Origin of the sequence: uncultured Flavonifractor sp., assembly GCF_944387675.1 — a bacterium.
GTDB lineage: Bacteria > Bacillota > Clostridia > Oscillospirales > Oscillospiraceae > Flavonifractor.
In genome coordinates this window covers 1-14,125 of the sequence record NZ_CALXFV010000061.1, presented here as the reverse complement: position 1 = coordinate 14,125, position 14,125 = coordinate 1, and the positions used below count along the sequence as shown (strand labels likewise).

Genomic DNA, 14,125 nt, shown 5'->3' with positions numbered 1-14,125 from the left:
ACGGCAAAGGTGTGTCCGACGAAGGAGGGGAAGATGGTGGAGGCGCGGCTCCAGGTCTTCAGCACCTTCTTCTCGCCGGTCTGATTCATTTCGTCGACCCGCTTCAGCAGCTCGGGGGCGCAAAAGGGGCCTTTCTTGATACTTCTGCTCATCTTTTACTGCCTCCCTTACTTCGCGTTGCGGTGCTTGACGATGAACTTCTCGGTGCGGTTCTTGCCCTTGCGGGTCTTGTAGCCCATGGCGGGCTTGCCCCAGGGGGTCACAGGGCCGGGACGGCCCACCGGGCTCTTGCCCTCGCCGCCGCCGTGGGGGTGGTCATTGGGGTTCATGACGGAACCGCGGACGGTGGGACGCCAGCCCATGTGGCGCTTGCGGCCGGCCTTGCCGATCTGGATGTTGGACCAGTCGGTGTTGCCTACCTGACCGATGGTGGCCTTGCACTCCTCGCGGACGTAGCGAACCTCGCCGGAGGGCAGGCGGACCTGAGCCATGCCGTTCTCCTTGGCCATCAGCTGGGCGGCCTCACCGGCGGCGCGGACCAGCTGGGCGCCCTTGCCGGGGTAGAGCTCGATGCAGTGGATCATCTCGCCCACGGGGATGTTGGCGATGGGCAGGCAGTTGCCGGGCAGGATGTCGGCGTCGGGACCGGTCATGATGATGTGGCCGGCCTTCAGGTTCACGGGAGCCAGGATATAGCGCTTCTCGCCGTCCTCATACTGGATGAGGGCGATGTTGGCGGAGCGGTTGGGATCGTACTGGAGGTTCAGCACAGTGGCGGTCCCCTCTTTGTCCCGCTTGAAGTCGATGATGCGGTACTTCTTCTTGTTGCCGCCGCCCCGGTGGCGGACGGTGATGCGGCCGTAGCTGTTGCGGCCGGCGTTCTTCTTCAGGTTCTCCAGCAGGCTGCGCTCGGGCTTGGCCTTCTTGTCGATGCCCTCGAAGGCGCTCACGGTCATGTGGCGGCGGGAGGGCGTCGTGGGCTTATACGTTTTAATCGCCATTTCTCATTCTCCTCCTTACACCATGCCTTCGAAGAACTCGATGGTCTTGGAGTCCTCAGTCAGGGTGACCATGGCCTTCTTCCAGTTGGCCCGGCGGCCGGCGGGGAAACGGCCGGTGCGCTTGGCCTTGCCCTGCATGTTCAGGGTGTTCACCTTGGCCACCTTCACGCCGAAGATTTCCTCGACAGCCTTGGCGATTTCAATCTTGTTGGCGTCCCTGGCCACCTCGAAGGTGTACTTCTTGCCCTCGGTCTCAGCCATGGACTGCTCGGTGATGATGGGGCGCTTGATGATGTCATAAGCGGTGGTAGCCATTACGCGAACACCTCCTCGATGACGGCCAGGGCCGCCTTGTCAACGATGAACTTGCCGGCGTTCACAATGTCGTAAACGCTGAGAATCTTGGCGGTGGTGGTCACCACGCCGGGGATGTTGCGGGCGGACTTGAGGACGGTCTCGTTCACCTCGGGGGTGACGATGACGGCCTTCTTGGCGCCCACGGTATCCAGGAAGCCCTGCATGGTCTTGGTCTTGATGGCATCCAGGTTCAGGCCGTCCACCACCACGATGTCGCCGGAGGCGGCCTTGGCGGAGAGGGCGGACTTGAGGGCCAGACGCTTGACCTTCTTGTTCAGGGTGTAGCTGTAATCCCGGGGCTTGGGGGCGAACACGATGCCGCCGTGGGTCCACTGGGGGGCGCGGGTGGAACCCTGACGGGCCCGGCCGGTACCCTTCTGGCGCCAGGGCTTGATGCCGCCTCCGGAGACCTCGGCACGGGTCAGCGCGGACTGGGTACCCTGACGGCAGTTGGCCAGGTGATTCTTGACCACCTCATGGACAACGGTCTGGTTGGGCTCGATCCCGAACACAGCGTCGGAGAGCTCCACTTCGCCGACCTGATTGCCGGCCATGTTCACAAGAATTGCCTTAGGCATTTGGTATCTCTCCTTTCTTACTTGTTACGGGCGGAAGCCTTCTGGGGATTGACGCGGGCGGAAGCCTTCTGCGGGTTGACGCTGATGGCAGCGGCGGTGCCCTTCTCCTTGACGTTGATCACGGAGTTGCGCAGATACACGATGCCGCCCTTGGGGCCGGGAATGGCGCCCCGGACAGCGATGAGACCCAGTTCGGTGTCAACCTTGACCACATCCAAGTTCAGCACGGTAACCTGCTCATTGCCCATCTGGCCGGCGCCGATCTTGCCCTTGAAGATGCGGGAAGGGTCGGTGCTGGAGCCCATGGAGCCGGCGTGGCGGTGCACAGGACCGCTGCCGTGGGTCTCCTTCAGGCGGGCGGCGCCGTGGCGCTTGATGACGCCCTGGTAGCCGTGGCCCTTGCTGATGCCGGTCACATCCACGCGGTCGCCCTCGGCGAACACGTCCGCCTTCACCTCGTCGCCCACGTTCAGAGCGTCGCAGTTGGCCAGCTTGAACTCCTTCAGGGTCTTCTTCCGGGCCTCGCCGGCCTTCTTCAGGTGACCCAGCTCAGGCTTGGTAAGCTTCTTCTCGGCTACGTCCTCGTAGCCCAGCTGTACGGCGTTGTAGCCGTCCTTCTCCTCGGTCTTCTTCTGCACCACGGTGCAGGGACCCGCCTCAATGACGGTGACCGGGATGACCTTGCCGGCTTCGTCGAAGATCTGCGTCATGCCGACCTTCTTGCCGATAATGGCCTTTTCCATGTTTTTTCCTCCTTATAAAGGTTATTGGTTGGGCGAGTTACCCATTGGCTGGTATTGCTCGGCCAACTTGACCCGTCCGCCTCAAAACGCGGCGGACTGCGGTACTAACAAAGGAATGGATTGCTGTCTCTTACAGCTTAATCTCAATCTCCACGCCGGCGGGGAGCTCCAGGCTCATCAGAGCCTCCACCGTCTTGGGAGAGGGCTTGAGGATGTCGATCAGACGCTTGTGGGTGCGGCGCTCAAACTGCTCCCGGCTGTCCTTGTATTTGTGGACGGCCCGCAGAATGGTGACGACTTCCTTCTTGGTGGGCAGGGGAATGGGGCCGGACACGGAAGCGCCGGTGCGCTTGGCGGTCTCCACGATCTTCTCAGCGCTCTGGTCGATAAGCTGATGGTCGTAGGCCTTCAGGCGGATGCGGATCATTTCTTTCTGAGCTGCCATGGTTGTTGTTCCTCCTTAAACATACGAAGTGGTGTGCGCTTTCGCCGGGTCCACGGGGCTCCAGCGCGGTGTTTTCCTCGCTTCGTACGGTGAGGGATTTCAGTACACGTTTCCGTGCGTATCACTCCGTGACATGAAGAAAACCGGCGCAAGCAGGCCGGTTTCCTCCATGCGCGGCGATATACGCCGTGCACGGATCCCTCAGCCGCCCGATTCTAGCTCGGACATACTCCGCGGAAGTTACCTCATCTCTGAGCAATCTCCCGCATCATCGCACAATACGCCCTAAACAGGCGCTTAATTATGATAGTACAACTTTCTCCCAAAGTCAAGGGGATTTTTGAATTTTTTCCGCCGTCCCAGGCCCGGGGGAAAGGAGGAATCCCGTCCCCAGCAGCAGAAGGAGGGGCAGGAGGAAATAGTGGTACCGCCCCGCCACCTCCACCAGCGCCTGGGCGCAGGTCAGCCCCAGCACGCAGAGGGGGAGCAGCAGCACCGCCGTATCCACCCGCCGCCGGCCCAGGCGGATGAGTCCCGCCCCCGCCAGCAGCAGCGCGGCGTAATAAAAGCTGTTGCAGGCCCGGGCAAACAGCTTTGTGTGCCGCACCACGGAGGCGCAATAGCCCGTACAGGCGTCATCGCTGCCCAGAAATACCCGGAGCTTTTCCTTCAGCAGGGGGAGCACCGCCGTCTCTCCGGCGGTAAGACGCTCCACCGCCGCCGCCAGGGCCTGCTCCTGGGCCTGCTGGGCGGTGGTGCCGGGCTGATTGCTGTATGAGAAGAGCAGGTCGCTGTCCCCCTGATTCCATCGGCCGCCGGAGGCCTGATTGGTACCCACCAGGACGCTGTAGCCCGGCGTGGTGGCGGGTTCCTCCCCGATGCGCCGGGCCAGGTGGGCATTCCACATCGGGCCGGTAAGACCGTAAACCGCCAGAAGCGCCGCCATCAGAGGCAGCCAGAACCGGCGGCTCGTTCCCTGGCGCAGGGTATCCGGCCGCAGGACCAGCCGCCACAGCAGCAGGGCCAGAATGACCACCAGGGCAATGGGCCGCACTCCCTGGGCCAAACGGAGCAGCCCTCCTGCCGCCGCGCCCAGCAGCACCGGCCGCCGGCCCCGGGCCTCTCCCAGGACCAGCAGGGCGATTGCCCCCAGCAGCAGGGTGGTATACAGGGGCTCGGAGAGGACGAGAGCATTGTACATGGTCTGGGAAGGGCATAAGATCCACAGCAGGTAGGCGCAGCTTCCCCCGGCCAGCCCCCACCACCGCCTGCCCAGGAGGAAGAGCAGGCTGCCGGACAGGGCGGTAAGGGCCACATTCAGCCCCTGGGCCAGCAGCTCCGACGGCCCCAGCAGCCGGATCAACCAGCTGAGGAAGGCGGCATAGCCGAAGAGGTGGGGAAACAGGGCCATGTACCGGCCGCCGTCAATCACCGCCGATTGCGCCAGGGAGTTGGCGTATCCCCAGTAGGTGGCGTAGTCCCCCGCAGGCGGAATGCGCACCAGCACCACCCAAGCTCCCTTGAGCAGCAGGCACAACAGGGTGAGCACCGCCCAGGCCCGCGCTGTTCCCAGGCTCGCCAGCAGCCGGGACAGCCGGGGAAGGAGATACCAGGCGGCCGCCAAAACCACCACCCCCAGGACCACACCGGTCAGCCGTTCCCCCTTCTGCTCCGCGCCCAGCAGCAGGGCCGCCGCCAACAGCGCGCCGCACAGGCTCAGCATCAGCCAGGTCAGCGCCTGCGCCAGTTTCGTCCCCTTCGCTTTCATGGCCGCCTTCCTTTCTGTTCGTTACAGCATATCTCCATTTTACCCTGTTCTGGGATACATTTTGCCAACTTTCAGTATATCGTTGGCTTTCTCCCATGTCAAGGCGGGCCGGAGGAGGCAGAGGCAGTCCGCTGTGCGCAGGAGTTGTCCGCTGGAGGCGGAGGCGCGCCTCCGCCTGCCCGCTTCGATCAAAGCACACGTGCAATGCAGGTCTTCATGCTTTCCGCGTCAATGGCGGTATCCGTAAAATGCTCCAGGGACAGCACCGCCTGGTTGACCAGCAGGCCGAAGCCGTTGGCGGTTTTGTGGCCCCGCTGTCTGGCCTGGCGGAGCAGCTCGGTCTCGGCGGGAGCGTAAATCAGATCCAGCACCGGCACGCCGGGACGCAGTCCGTCCAGGAAGGAAAAGTCGGCAAACTGCCCCTCCGTCCCCTCCATCCCCAGGGAGGTGCAGTTCACCAGCAGATCGCAGTCCTGCGCTTCTTTATATAAGGTAGCCGGATCAAAGCCCGCCGGGCGGAGACGGGCCGGATCATGGGCGCAGATGGCCGCCGCCTTCTCCAGGGTGCGGTTGCACACTACCACGTCCACCCCCGCCTGGGCCAGCTTGAGGCACACCGCCTTGGCCGCCCCGCCGGCCCCCAGCACCAGCACCTGCCGTCCCGCCGGGTCAATCCCCTCGTCGGCCAGCGTCCGGAGAAAGCCCGCTCCATCGGTGTTGTAGCCATAGGCCTTTCCGTCCCGGAGACACACGGTATTCACCGCGCCCACAAGCCGGGCGTCCTCGTCCAGCTCATCCATCAGGGGTACCAACTCCTCCTTGTGGGGCATGGTGGCGTTAAAGCCGGCCCAGCCGGAAAACTTGGCACAGTCCAGCCACTGCCGGCAGCCGCCCCGGGGAACCGGCTGGCAGAGATAGACATAGTTCAGCCCCAGCGCCCGGATCATGGTATTCTGAATCAGAGGGGATTTGGAGTGACCCACCGGGTCCCCGATGACACACAGCTTTCTGGTGTCGTTGTCCACTTCCGGCCTGTGTCCCGGCTCGCCCCGCCGGTGCTCCGGCCGGTGATCGGGGAGGGCGGCATTCACCCCCAGGGCGATGAGCAGACCCACCACCGTCTCGATCATCCGGGCGGCGGCGTAATAGTACCGGGTGACGCCGGTGACCCCGGTAATCAGGATGACACAGGGCAGGATGCAGGCCATACCGCAGGCGGTAGGCCGCTTGATGAGCAGGCACAGCCACACCCCCGCCACACACACCAGGCCCAGCACCAGGGTCTTGAGCCAGAGGTTTTCCAGGGCGGGACCCAGAAGCAGGGTGGCGGTACCCAGAATTCCGCCCACCAGCACGCCGATCAGCCGGGACATTCCCTGCTGGAAGGTCTGGCCCAGGGTGCTCTGGGTGCAGATGATACAGGCGATGCAGGCGTACAGCGGCCCCATCTGGCCCAGCACCCCTCCCAGCTCCTCCCGGTAGGTGAGGCCGAAGGGGAGAAACAGGGCATAGGACACCATCACTGCCACCGCGGTTTTGATCACCCGCATACCGATGCGGGGCAGGGGAACGGACGGATGTTTCATAAGTGCTCCTTCTCCGGCGGGCGGCTGTCATGCACGCCCATGCTCCTCCAGGAAATAGCGGATGGCCGCCTCATAGCCGTACAGCCCCAGGCCGCAGATCTGCCCCACGCAGGCGGGGGCGGTGACACTTTTGTGCCGGAACTCCTCCCGCTGGTGGATATTGGAGATGTGTACCTCAATACAGGGGACATCCACCGCCTTCAGGGCGTCCAGAAGGGCGTAGGAGTAGTGGGTGTAGGCTCCGGGATTCATCACAATGGCGTCATACTTCCCCTGGGCGGCATGGATGGCGTCAATGAGGACCCCTTCGTGGTTGGACTGGACACATTCGGCGGTAGAGCCGTGGGCGGCGGCAAAGTCCCGCAGCCGTCTGCACAGGCTCTCGTAGGTGTTTTCTCCGTAAATGCCCGGCTCCCGCCGGCCCAGCAGGTTCAGATTGGGTCCGTTCAGGATGAGAAAATTCATTTCCGCAGCACCTCCAAAATCCGCTGTGTGGTCTCCACCGGGGTAGGCTGCACCTCCACCACCCGGTCGGCCCATTGCAGGTAGGCCGGCTCCCGCCGGGCGTACCGGGCCAGAAACGCCTCCCGGCCCTGCTGGCCCAGGGGCCGGCCGGCCATGGACACCTTGTCGTAAATCTCCCCCGGGTCCCGGCGGAGAAACAGCACCGTACCGCTGCCTTTCAGGGCGGCGATGGCATCCGCCCGGGTGGGCAGGCCCCCGCCGCAGGCGATCACCTGTCTCTTTCCCCTGGCCAGTTCTTTGGCGGCCTCCGCCTCCCGGTCCCGGAAGAAGGCCTCCCCCTCCCGGGCAAAGATATCGGGAATGGCGCGGCCCAGAGCCTGCTCCAGATACCGGTCGGTATCCACAAAGGCAAAGCCCAGCTTTTTGGCCAGCAGGCCTCCCACCGTGGTCTTGCCGCAGCCCATCATACCGATAAGCACCACATTGTCCCTCATGGCTCGTACCCCTTGTAGTTGCCCAGAATACAGACCTCTGCCGCCAGCTGGCTCAGCTCATGGATCACCCCGTCCATGCCGTCGGCGGTCAAATCCCCGGTAAAGTCCAGGAAGAACAGGTACTCCCAGCCACGGCCGGGAATGGGTCTGGACTCCAGCTTTAGCAGGTTCAGACCCTGGACGGCAAAAATGGTGAGAATCTCGTGGAGGGAACCGCTCTGGTGGGGCAGGCGGAACATGGCGCTGATCTTGTCCCGGCCGGGGCGCAGCTCGGGTACAGGGGACACCACGGCAAAGCGGGTGTGGTTCATGGTGTTGTAATTGATCCCCTCCGCCAGAATGCTGAGGCCGTAGCGCTCCGCCGCCCGGCGGGAGCAGATGGCGGCGGCGGCACGGTCCCCGGTCTCAGCCACCAGCTTGGCCGAGCCGGCGGTGTCCAGGGTGGGTACCCGCTTCCAGTCCCGATGGGCGTCCAGATAGGCCTCGCACTGCATCAGCCCCTGCTCGTGGGAGTAGACGGTTTTGATATGGGAGAGGGTTACCCCCGGCAGGGCCGTCAGGCAGTGCTCCACCTTCACCTGCCACTCCCCCACAATGGCGTAGCGGTACTGGGAGAGCAGGTCGTACACCTGGCGGATGGACCCGGTGGAGGAGTTCTCCACCGGCACCACGGCGTAGTCCGCCTCTCCCCGCTCCAGGGCGGCAAACACATCGGTAAACCAGGCCAGGCCCCGGCTGTCCACTCCATCCCCGAAGAAACCGGCGGCGGCCTGCTCGCTGTAACAGCCCGGCTCTCCCTGGTACACCACCCGGGGACAGGCCACCGGGCGCCGCGCCCGGGCCATGCCGGCCAGCCAGGCGGCGTAGCCCGCATCCTCCGCCCCCTCCTTTACCAGGTGGCGCTGCTGCCGGCGGGAGATGGCCAGAATACTCTCATACAGGGCGGAGATATCCGCCTTCCGGGCGGGGTCGGTCGTCAGGGCGGTTTTGGCGGCGATCACCTGTTTCTCCCGGCCGGCGTCCAGCACCGGGATGCCCTGGCGCTGCTTATACGCCCCCACCCGGCCGGTCACCTCCATCCGCTTCAAAAACAGCCTGACCAGCTCCCCGTCAATCCGGTCGATCTCCCGGCGGTACTGCTCCAGTTCGGTCATGTTCATTCGCTCCTTCAAATCCCCAGCACCGCGCAGGCGGCCAGGGCGGCGGCGGCCTCAATCACCGGCACCGCCCGGGGGACGATGCAGGGGTCGTGGCGGCCACGGATTTCAATCTCGGTCTCCTCCCCGGTGCGCAGATCCACGCTCTGCTGGGGCAGGGAGATGGAGGGGGTGGGCCGGATCGTGGCCTCAAACACCACCGGCATGCCGTTGGTGATGCCGCCGTTGATTCCCCCGGCGTAGTTGGTGGTGGTAACCACCCGGCCCTCCTCCACGGCAAAGGGATCGTTGGCCTCGCTGCCCCGCATGAGGGAGAAGGCCGCCCCGGCGCCGAAGTCCACCCCCTTGACGGCGGGGACCGCAAACAGGTACTGGGCAAATATCCCCTCCACATTGCAGCCGAAGTCGGGGGCGCCCAGCCCGGCGGGCAGACCGCAGACGGCGCACTCGATGGCGCCCCCCACGCTGTCCTGCTGCTCCTTGGCCTCCAGAATGGCCTGGCGCATCTCCTCCCCCTTGGCGTCGCTGAGCACGGGGAAGGACTTGCCGGCCACCGCCTTCAACGCCTCCAGGTCATCCAGGGGAGCGTCGCAGATCCCGTAGATGGAGCTGATGTGGGCCGCCACCCAAACTCCCTTCCGCGCCAGCACCTGTCTGGCCACCGCGCCCGCCGCGGTCAGAGGGGCGGTGAGCCGGCCGGAAAAGTGGCCGCCGCCCCGCCAGTCCTGACAGCCCCTGCTTTTGACAAAGCCGGCATAGTCCCCGTGGCCGGGCCGGGGGGTATAGCGGAGCGGCTCATAGTCCTTGGAGTGCTGGTCGGTATTGCGGATCACCATGGCCAGGGGCGCGCCGGTGGCCTTGCCCTCAAATATCCCGGAGAGCACCTCCACCCGGTCGGCCTCCTTCCGGGCGGTGGCGGTGGGGTCCTGCCCCGGACGGCGCCGGTCCAGCTCCCGCTGCACCTGCTCCAGATCCAGCTCCAGCCCGGCGGGTACCCCCTCCAGCACCACGCCGATGGCGGGACCGTGGGATTCCCCAAAAATCATATGCCGCATGTCACTTTCCCTCCCAAACCGCGATACTCCTCCCAGAATTCCGGGTAGGACTTCCTGACGCACTCCGCCCCGGTGACGGTCACCGCCTCCCGGCACCGGATGGCGGCCACGGCGGCCATCATGGCGATGCGGTGGTCGTTGTGGCCGGAGACGGTGACGCCCCCCGCCAGCCGCTCCACTCCGCGGATTACCAGATGGTCCTCGCGCTCCTCCACCTGAGCCCCCAGGGCATTCAGCACCTCCGTCACCGCCGCCAGCCGGTCGCTCTCCTTGATGCGCAGCCGGGCGGCGTTGACGATACGGGTGGTCTCCCCCGCCCGCAGGGCCGCCATGGCGGCCAGGGGCGGCACCAGGTCGGGACACTGGCTCACGTCCAGCTCCGCCGGGCCGGCCTCCTTCAGCCGGGCGTAATACGCCTCAATCACCCGGTCCCCCTGGGGGGAGTCGGGATTCAAGCCGGTTGCCTCCACCGGGCAGCCCAAAAACCGGGCGGCATACCAGAAGGCCGCGTTGGACCAGTCGGCCTCAATGGTCAGGTCCCGGGCCTGATAGCGCTGCTCCCCCGGCACCCGGAAGGTCCTGTCCCCGTCGTATTCCACCCGCACTCCGAACTGCTCCAGAGTGTTCAGCGTCATGTCCACATAGCCCCGGGATTCCAGGGGGGTGGTGAGTAAAATCCGGCTCTCCCCCGCCAGCAGCGGCAGGGCGTACAGCAGGCCGGTGACAAACTGGGAGGATACGTCCCCTCGCAGGGCGTAGACCCCCGGCGTCAGCCGCCCCCGGACGGTAAGGGTACCGGCCGTCTTTTCCCAAAAGATTCCCCGCTCCTGAAAAATCGTAAAGTAGGGTTCCTGGGGGCGCTCCATCAGCCGGCCCCGCCCAATAAAGTGTCCGCCCCCCCGGAGGGCCAGGGCCACCGGAATGAGAAAGCGGAGGGTGGAGCCGCTCTCCCCGCAGTCCAGCCGGGGCAGGCCGTCCGCCCCGGCCGGCCCGCCGCTCTTCAGGGCGGCCACACAACCGCAGGTGGCCTGGATATCCTCCGACATGGCCAGGTTGGACAGCTTACCCGTCCCCTCCGCCAGGGCCAGGGCCAGCACCGCCCGGTGGGCCTGAGATTTGCTGGCGGGCGGAGTGACGGTCCCCGCCAGGGTCTCCGGCACAATGGTCACGTTCATACCAGTTCCTCCAGCAGCTTGGACTTGGGCATCCGGCAGGGGACGGCCCGGCCCAGTTCCTCCAGCAGAATCACCGTTATGTCCGCCCCCGCCCCCTTTTTATCCAGACCGATGGCGGCGGCGTAGTCCTCCCCCGGGCAGGAAATTTCCGTGGGCAGGCCCAGGGAAGCCAGCGCACCGGCAATGGCCGTCCCCGTCCCGGCAGGAGTCACCCCCAGCTTCTCCCCCACCCCAGCAGCCTTCACCATACCGGCAGCCACCGCCTGGCCGTGGGTCCAAGTCTCGTACTGTCCTGCCAGCTCATAGGCATGGCCCAGGGTGTGGCCGAAGTTGAGCAGCATCCGCGCTCCCGTGTCCCGCTCGTCTTCTTCCACTACAATTCGTTTTAAATCGCAGCAAGTATACAAAATGTACTCAATTTCCTCCATCAGCCGGGTCCGTTCCGGCCGGGCGGCCAGAAAATTGAAAAAGGCTTGGTTAAAAATGCAGCCGTATTTGATCACCTCCGCCATGCCGTCGGCGAAGGTGGCATCGGGCAGGGTATCCAGGGCGTCCGGGTCCATCAGCACCAGGCGCGGCTGCCAGAAGGCTCCGGCCAGGTTTTTGCCGTGGTCCAGGTCAACGGCCACCTTCCCCCCCACGGAGGAGTCCACCTGGGAGAGGAGGGTGGTGGGAATCTGGACAAAATCCACCCCCCGAAGGATGGTGGCGGCGGCAAAGCCGGCCAAATCCCCCACCACGCCGCCCCCCAGGGCGATGACGGCGTCGGTGCGGGTAAGGCCGAACTCCATCATGGCCTCCCACAGCTGGGCCAGGCGGGAGGCGCACTTGGCCCCCTCCCCGGCGGGGACGGTGTGGATGGCCACGGAAAAGCCGGCGGCGGCCAGGCTTTTTTTCAGGCGCGCTCCGTAGAGGGGTCCCACGTTGGAGTCGGTGACCACAAACAGCCGCTCCGCCCGGGAACAGACTGCCCGGACCCGCTCCCCCGCCCGGTCCAGCAGATTCCGCTCAATCAAAATGTCATAGCTCCGCCCCGGCAGGGCCACGGTGAGGGTTTTCACAGGCGCCTCATCCTTTCCGCAATCCCGATTGTTTTTTGCTTTATTTTATCAAAGTCTTGCCCACCAGGTCAACCAGGGCGCCCACTTTCCCCATCAGGTGGCTGAACTTCTCCGGGGTGAGGGACTGCTGCCCGTCGCACTTGGCATGGGCGGGATCGTTGTGGACCTCGATGATGAGGCCGTCGGCCCCGGCGGCCACGGCGGCCATGGCCAGGGGTTCCACCATCCAGTACATGCCGGCGGCATGGGAGGGATCCACGATAATGGGCAGGTGGCTCATCTGTTTGATGGCGGGGATGGCGGACACGTCCAGGGTGTTGCGGGTATAGGTCTCAAAGGTGCGCACCCCCCGCTCACAGAGGATGACGTTCTCGTTGCCCTCGCTCATAATGTACTCGGCGGACATGATCCACTCCTCGTAGGTGTTGGACAGCCCCCGCTTGAGGAGGATGGGCTTGCTCATCTTGCCCACCTCCTTGAGCAGCTCGAAGTTCTGCATATTCCGGGCGCCCACCTGGACCACATCCACCTCCCGCTCAAAGAGCTCGGCCATCCGGGGGTCCATAATCTCGGTGACAATGGGCAGGCCGGTTTTGTCCCGGGCCTCCATGAGCAAGTCCAGGCCGGAGGTACCCATACCCTGGAAGGAGTAGGGAGAGGTACGGGGCTTGAAAGCGCCGCCCCGGAGCAGGGCCGCGCCGGAGGCTTTCACATCTTCCGCCACGGCGCAGATCTGCGCCTCGCTCTCCACCGAGCAGGGACCGGCGATGACGGAGAAGTTTCCACCGCCGATTTTGGCCGTCCCCACGCTTACCACCGTGTCCTCCGGGTGAAACTTGCGGTTGGCCTTCTTATAGGGCTCCTGAACCCGCATCACCCGCTCCACGTGGGGATTGATGGAGATCTTGTCCATATCCACTGCGGTGGTGTCCCCCACCAGGCCCAGGATGGTGCAGCCCACGCCGTTGGTGATGCCCACATCCAGGTCCAGCTGTTTCAGTTTGGCCACCAGGGCGTCAATATCTGCCTGCCGGGTACCCGGCTTCATCACAACTACCATAACAGTTCCTCCTCTTTTTCACAATAAAAAGGGGCGCTCATTGATGAACTCAATGAGCGCCCCCAGACTTACCAGGTTCCACAGGACCCCAAAAAGGCCCCGCCCATTTCCTTCATCCCCCTATTTCCCCATGCCAAAAAAGCCGGCGCCCATAAATCGAGCCCAGCCAAAGGAAAACAGGAAGGATGCAGTTGTGAGGTTTCGGTTATTCATGGTGAACTTCCTCACAGTAACAGGTTGGTGACATTATAAACCCATCGTTTTTCAATTGCAACCGGAATTTTTCACAATTATAAACCGGACTGCCGCGTTGTTTTTTCGGCAGTCCGGTACCTGGTTTCTCTTAATAGGCCACGCCCCAGTACACCATGTGCTTGGCGGGCTTTCCGCAGACGGGACACACGTCCCCCAGGTGCTCCTGCTCCAGGGGGATGCACCGGGAGGATACTCCGGCAATTTCCTTCATCTTCAGCTCGCAGGCCTCGTCGCCGCACCACATGGTCTTGGCAAAGCCACCCTGGGTGGACATCTTCTCCCGGACCTCCTCCACAGTGGCACAGGGATAGGTGTTCTCGTCCAGATTGTGCTTGGCCTTGTTGTACAGGCCCTGCTGCACCGCGTCCAGCATGGTGCGGACGGTGTCCTCAATGCCGTCCAGGGAAACAAAGCTCTTCTCCCCATTGTCCCGGCGGACCAGCACACACTGATTCTTCTCCATGTCCTTGGGACCCATCTCCAGCCGCAGAGGGACGCCCTTCATCTCATACTCGGCAAACTTCCAGCCGGCGGACTGGTCGGAGGCGTCCATCTTCACCCGGACCCCGGCTGCCTTCAGCCGGGCCATCACGGCCTCGTTGGCCTCCATAACCCCCGGCTTGTGCTGGGCCACAGGGATGATGATAACCTGGGTGGGGGCGATGCGGGGGGGCAGCACCAGGCCGCTGTTGTCCCCGTGGGTCATGATAACCCCGCCGATGAGCCGGGTGGACACGCCCCAGGAGGTCTGGAAGGGGTGGTGGGGCTTGTTGTCGCTGCCGGCGAAGGTAATGTCAAAGGCCTTGGCAAAGCCGTCCCCAAAGTAGTGGGAGGTGCCGGCCTGAAGGGCCTTCTTGTCGTGCATCATGCACTCCACGGTGTAAGTGGCCTCGGCGCCGGAGAATTTCTCCTTGTCGGTCTTGCG

16 protein-coding genes are annotated in these 14,125 nt (G+C 64.3%); all 16 read right to left on the bottom strand.

From position 1 onward, the window contains the following. The coding region (locus Q0J74_RS07130; protein ID WP_297212706.1) for a ribosomal protein S19 family protein at positions 1–152 on the bottom strand (152 nt) is incomplete at its 3' end. Between the two features lie 15 nt (positions 153–167). Next, complete coding sequence (rplB, locus tag Q0J74_RS07125; protein ID WP_297212705.1) at positions 168–1,001, bottom strand: 50S ribosomal protein L2; 834 nt, start codon at positions 999–1,001, stop codon at positions 168–170. A gap of 15 nt (positions 1,002–1,016) precedes the next feature. Further along, a complete protein-coding gene (gene rplW, locus Q0J74_RS07120; RefSeq protein WP_297212702.1) occupies positions 1,017–1,316 on the bottom strand; it encodes a 50S ribosomal protein L23 in 300 nt (99 codons plus the stop codon). Further along, entirely contained in the window at positions 1,316–1,936 is a 621-nt protein-coding gene (rplD, locus tag Q0J74_RS07115; protein ID WP_297212700.1) for a 50S ribosomal protein L4, read from the bottom strand. Before rplD ends, rplW begins: the two co-directional genes overlap by 1 nt. Before the next feature lie 17 nt (positions 1,937–1,953). Then, entirely contained in the window at positions 1,954–2,679 is a 726-nt protein-coding gene (rplC, locus tag Q0J74_RS07110; RefSeq protein ID WP_297212698.1) for a 50S ribosomal protein L3, read from the bottom strand. Between the two features lie 130 nt (positions 2,680–2,809). Beyond that, a complete protein-coding gene (gene rpsJ / locus Q0J74_RS07105; RefSeq protein WP_006573401.1) occupies positions 2,810–3,124 on the bottom strand; it encodes a 30S ribosomal protein S10 in 315 nt (104 codons plus the stop codon). 328 nt (positions 3,125–3,452) lie between these two features. After that, positions 3,453–4,892, bottom strand: a complete 1,440-nt coding sequence (locus tag Q0J74_RS07100) for a hypothetical protein (RefSeq protein WP_297212695.1) — start codon at positions 4,890–4,892, stop codon at positions 3,453–3,455. Between the two features lie 188 nt (positions 4,893–5,080). After that, the gene (aroE, locus tag Q0J74_RS07095) at positions 5,081–6,478 is read right to left on the bottom strand and encodes a shikimate dehydrogenase (RefSeq protein ID WP_297212693.1); all 1,398 of its coding nucleotides are present in this window, start codon (positions 6,476–6,478) and stop codon (positions 5,081–5,083) included. A 27-nt stretch (positions 6,479–6,505) separates the two neighbouring features. Further along, a complete protein-coding gene (gene aroQ / locus Q0J74_RS07090) occupies positions 6,506–6,943 on the bottom strand; it encodes a type II 3-dehydroquinate dehydratase (RefSeq protein ID WP_297212691.1) in 438 nt (145 codons plus the stop codon). Next, positions 6,940–7,437 carry a shikimate kinase gene (locus Q0J74_RS07085; RefSeq protein WP_297212689.1) on the bottom strand — a complete coding sequence of 166 codons (498 nt, stop codon included), beginning with the start codon at positions 7,435–7,437 and terminating at the stop codon, positions 6,940–6,942. Before Q0J74_RS07085 ends, aroQ begins: the two co-directional genes overlap by 4 nt. Further along, positions 7,434–8,591 (bottom strand): bifunctional chorismate mutase/prephenate dehydratase, encoded by a 1,158-nt coding sequence (locus tag Q0J74_RS07080; RefSeq protein WP_297212687.1) that lies wholly within the window; start codon positions 8,589–8,591, stop codon positions 7,434–7,436. Before Q0J74_RS07080 ends, Q0J74_RS07085 begins: the two co-directional genes overlap by 4 nt. A gap of 14 nt (positions 8,592–8,605) precedes the next feature. Next, positions 8,606–9,640, bottom strand: coding sequence for a chorismate synthase (aroC, locus tag Q0J74_RS07075; RefSeq protein WP_363315568.1), 1,035 nt, complete (start codon positions 9,638–9,640; stop codon positions 8,606–8,608). After that, positions 9,637–10,824 (bottom strand): 3-phosphoshikimate 1-carboxyvinyltransferase, encoded by a 1,188-nt coding sequence (locus Q0J74_RS07070; RefSeq protein WP_297212683.1) that lies wholly within the window; start codon positions 10,822–10,824, stop codon positions 9,637–9,639. Before Q0J74_RS07070 ends, aroC begins: the two co-directional genes overlap by 4 nt. Next, the gene (aroB, locus tag Q0J74_RS07065; protein WP_297212681.1) at positions 10,821–11,885 is read right to left on the bottom strand and encodes a 3-dehydroquinate synthase; all 1,065 of its coding nucleotides are present in this window, start codon (positions 11,883–11,885) and stop codon (positions 10,821–10,823) included. Before aroB ends, Q0J74_RS07070 begins: the two co-directional genes overlap by 4 nt. 40 nt (positions 11,886–11,925) lie before the next feature. Further along, a complete protein-coding gene (gene aroF / locus Q0J74_RS07060) occupies positions 11,926–12,945 on the bottom strand; it encodes a 3-deoxy-7-phosphoheptulonate synthase (RefSeq protein ID WP_297212679.1) in 1,020 nt (339 codons plus the stop codon). A gap of 343 nt (positions 12,946–13,288) precedes the next feature. Continuing rightward, a partial coding sequence (locus Q0J74_RS07055; protein WP_297212677.1) for a proline--tRNA ligase occupies positions 13,289–14,125 on the bottom strand: 837 nt, incomplete at its 5' end.

Bases quoted from the DNA above. Each gene is read 5' to 3' on its own strand.
- rplB (WP_297212705.1), bottom strand. From the start codon at position 1,001: ATGGCGATTAAAACGTATAAGCCCACGACGCCCTCCCGCCGCCACATG.
- rplW (WP_297212702.1), bottom strand. From the start codon at position 1,316: ATGGCTACCACCGCTTATGACATCATCAAGCGCCCCATCATCACCGAG.
- rplD (WP_297212700.1), bottom strand. From the start codon at position 1,936: ATGCCTAAGGCAATTCTTGTGAACATGGCCGGCAATCAGGTCGGCGAA.
- rplC (WP_297212698.1), bottom strand. From the start codon at position 2,679: ATGGAAAAGGCCATTATCGGCAAGAAGGTCGGCATGACGCAGATCTTC.
- rpsJ (WP_006573401.1), bottom strand. From the start codon at position 3,124: ATGGCAGCTCAGAAAGAAATGATCCGCATCCGCCTGAAGGCCTACGAC.
- Q0J74_RS07100 (WP_297212695.1), bottom strand. From the start codon at position 4,892: ATGAAAGCGAAGGGGACGAAACTGGCGCAGGCGCTGACCTGGCTGATG.
- aroE (WP_297212693.1), bottom strand. From the start codon at position 6,478: ATGAAACATCCGTCCGTTCCCCTGCCCCGCATCGGTATGCGGGTGATC.
- aroQ (WP_297212691.1), bottom strand. From the start codon at position 6,943: ATGAATTTTCTCATCCTGAACGGACCCAATCTGAACCTGCTGGGCCGG.
- Q0J74_RS07085 (WP_297212689.1), bottom strand. From the start codon at position 7,437: ATGAGGGACAATGTGGTGCTTATCGGTATGATGGGCTGCGGCAAGACC.
- Q0J74_RS07080 (WP_297212687.1), bottom strand. From the start codon at position 8,591: ATGACCGAACTGGAGCAGTACCGCCGGGAGATCGACCGGATTGACGGG.
- aroC (WP_363315568.1), bottom strand. From the start codon at position 9,640: ATGATTTTTGGGGAATCCCACGGTCCCGCCATCGGCGTGGTGCTGGAG.
- Q0J74_RS07070 (WP_297212683.1), bottom strand. From the start codon at position 10,824: ATGAACGTGACCATTGTGCCGGAGACCCTGGCGGGGACCGTCACTCCG.
- aroF (WP_297212679.1), bottom strand. From the start codon at position 12,945: ATGGTAGTTGTGATGAAGCCGGGTACCCGGCAGGCAGATATTGACGCC.